This window comes from Flavonifractor sp. An100 (assembly GCF_002161175.1).
Lineage (GTDB): Bacteria > Bacillota > Clostridia > Oscillospirales > Oscillospiraceae > Lawsonibacter.
Genome location: NZ_NFMA01000052.1, coordinates 1 through 1,986, shown reverse-complemented (window position 1 = coordinate 1,986; position 1,986 = coordinate 1). Strand labels below are relative to the sequence as shown.

Annotated in this window: 2 protein-coding genes; both read right to left on the bottom strand. The window is 58.5% G+C overall.

From position 1 onward, the window contains the following. The coding region (locus B5E43_RS14695) for a site-specific integrase (protein ID WP_087397912.1) at window positions 1–1,304 on the bottom strand (1,304 nt) is incomplete at its 3' end. Between the two features lie 4 nt (window positions 1,305–1,308). After that, the coding region (locus tag B5E43_RS14690; RefSeq protein ID WP_143383028.1) for a site-specific integrase at window positions 1,309–1,986 on the bottom strand (678 nt) is incomplete at its 5' end.

Below are 1,986 nucleotides of genomic sequence, written 5' to 3'. Positions count from 1 at the left end.
TTCCCGTCCGGCCACACCGGAGAGTATCTGCCCTCCCAGAGGTGGTCGTTGAGCTGCTTGACATAGCCCGTGCCGGGTCTGCGGCGGGCCGGAAGGATCGGGGTGAATGTTTCCTGTGCATGGGGTCTCTCCACCTTCTGCTCCGGCTCTGACTGCACCTCCGCCTTGGCGATGCCTCGGTCAATGTTCACCGCCGCTTTCTGCCACATCTCGTCGGTGATGTGGGTGTAGGTATTCAGTGTCGTGGCCGACGACACATGGCCGATGATCGTTGAGAGCGTTTTCACATCCATCCCATTCTCCAGGGACATGGTTGCAAAAGTATGGCGTAAAGCGTGGAATCTTATCCTCTTGCACTCTGCCCGCTTTAAGATCACCTGGAGCCGTTTGCGCACATAGCCCGGGTCGATGGGCTGGTTCGGTTTCGTGCGGGAGGGAAACATCAAGTCCGAGAAGATGCCCCTCTTGTACTCCGCCAGCACCTCCAACATGGCAGGCGGCAGGATAATGGTGCGGTTGGCGGCCTTTGTTTTCGGTTCGCTGATGACTAGCTTGCCGCCTACCGGGTTGACCTGTTTGTCGATGCGGAGCTTTCCGGTGGCGAAGTCCAGGTCCTCCCAGCGAAGGGCCAGCAGTTCCCCCCGGCGCATTCCGGTGGTCAGCTCCAGCAGGAACAGCTCGTACATTCCCTCCGCCTTGGCCTGAATGAGGAACCGCTGGATCTCCTCTTGGGTCAGGATTTTCATCTCCTTGCCCTTCAGGGGCGGCAGCTTGCACCCGATGGCCGGGTTGCTGTGGATCAGCCGCTCCTCTACTGCCTTGTCCAGCGCCATCTGGCAGACGGCGTAGCAGCTTCGCACTGAGCGGTCTGACAGCCCCTTCCCGCATTTGTCTACATTAGTCATCCGACCGGCTTCTTTCATACTGCGGAAGAAGGTCTGGAGATCTGCCTGGGTCAGTTTGTTCAGAGGGATGTCTCCCACGCCGGGGATCAGGCGGTTGTAGATCCATCCCTCGTAACTAAGTTGTGTACTTTGCCGCAGCTTTGGCTTGGAGAAGTTCTGGTACCAGTACTCTAACCAGTCCCCGAACCGCATCTCAGGCCGGACTTGAACAGGGCGGAAGCCGCCGCACTGCTCTTTCAGCTTCTTCAGCTTTTCCGCGCACTCCCGCTTCGTCTTTGCCAGTACATTTTTTGTTTTTGGACTGCCCGCCTCATCATAGCCGATAACTACCCGCCCCTCCCAGCGGCCGTCTTTCCGAAGGCGGATGGTTCCCGACCCTTTCTTTCTCTTTCCCGACATGCGCTCACCTCACCATGATGTTTTCCATAAAGCTGCCCACGATCTCGCTGGCCCGCTTCTGCATATCCCCGGTCACATGGGTGTAGGTGTCCAGGGTGAAGGAGGCCTGGGTATGGCCCAGGATACCCGAGAGGGTCTTGGCGTCCACTCCGGAGGCCAGAGCGTGGGTGGCAAATGTATGCCTCAAATCGTGGAATCGGATGCTAGGCAGTCCGGCCTGTTTCAGCAGTTCTTTCAGGTAGATGTAAGCGGCATTGGGTCGCATGGGGCGCTCGGGACGCAGTGGGTCCGGAAAGATCCACTCCGAGTATGATTTTGTCTTGCGCTCTGCCAGCAGTTTGGCCGTGCTGGGCGGCAGGGTGATGGTCCGCTTTCCAGTGCCGGTCTTAGTCTCACCAGTGGTCAACCTGCCACCCTTCTGGGCGTGGACAGTGCGGCGGATGGAGAGCGTCCCGTGAGCCTCGTCGAAATCCGACCACATGAGGCCGCAGATCTCACCCCGCCGCAGTCCGGTGGTCAACTCCGTGTAGAAGAAGTCGTGCCAGATTTTGTCCTCCTGAATGACTTTCATAAACCTCTCCAGCTGTGCATCGTTGAGGATCTGTTTGGGGACCGCTTTCTTCTTAGGCAGGGTGACGCCTTCGGTGGGGTTGCGGGCAATCATATTTTCCCGCACCGCCGC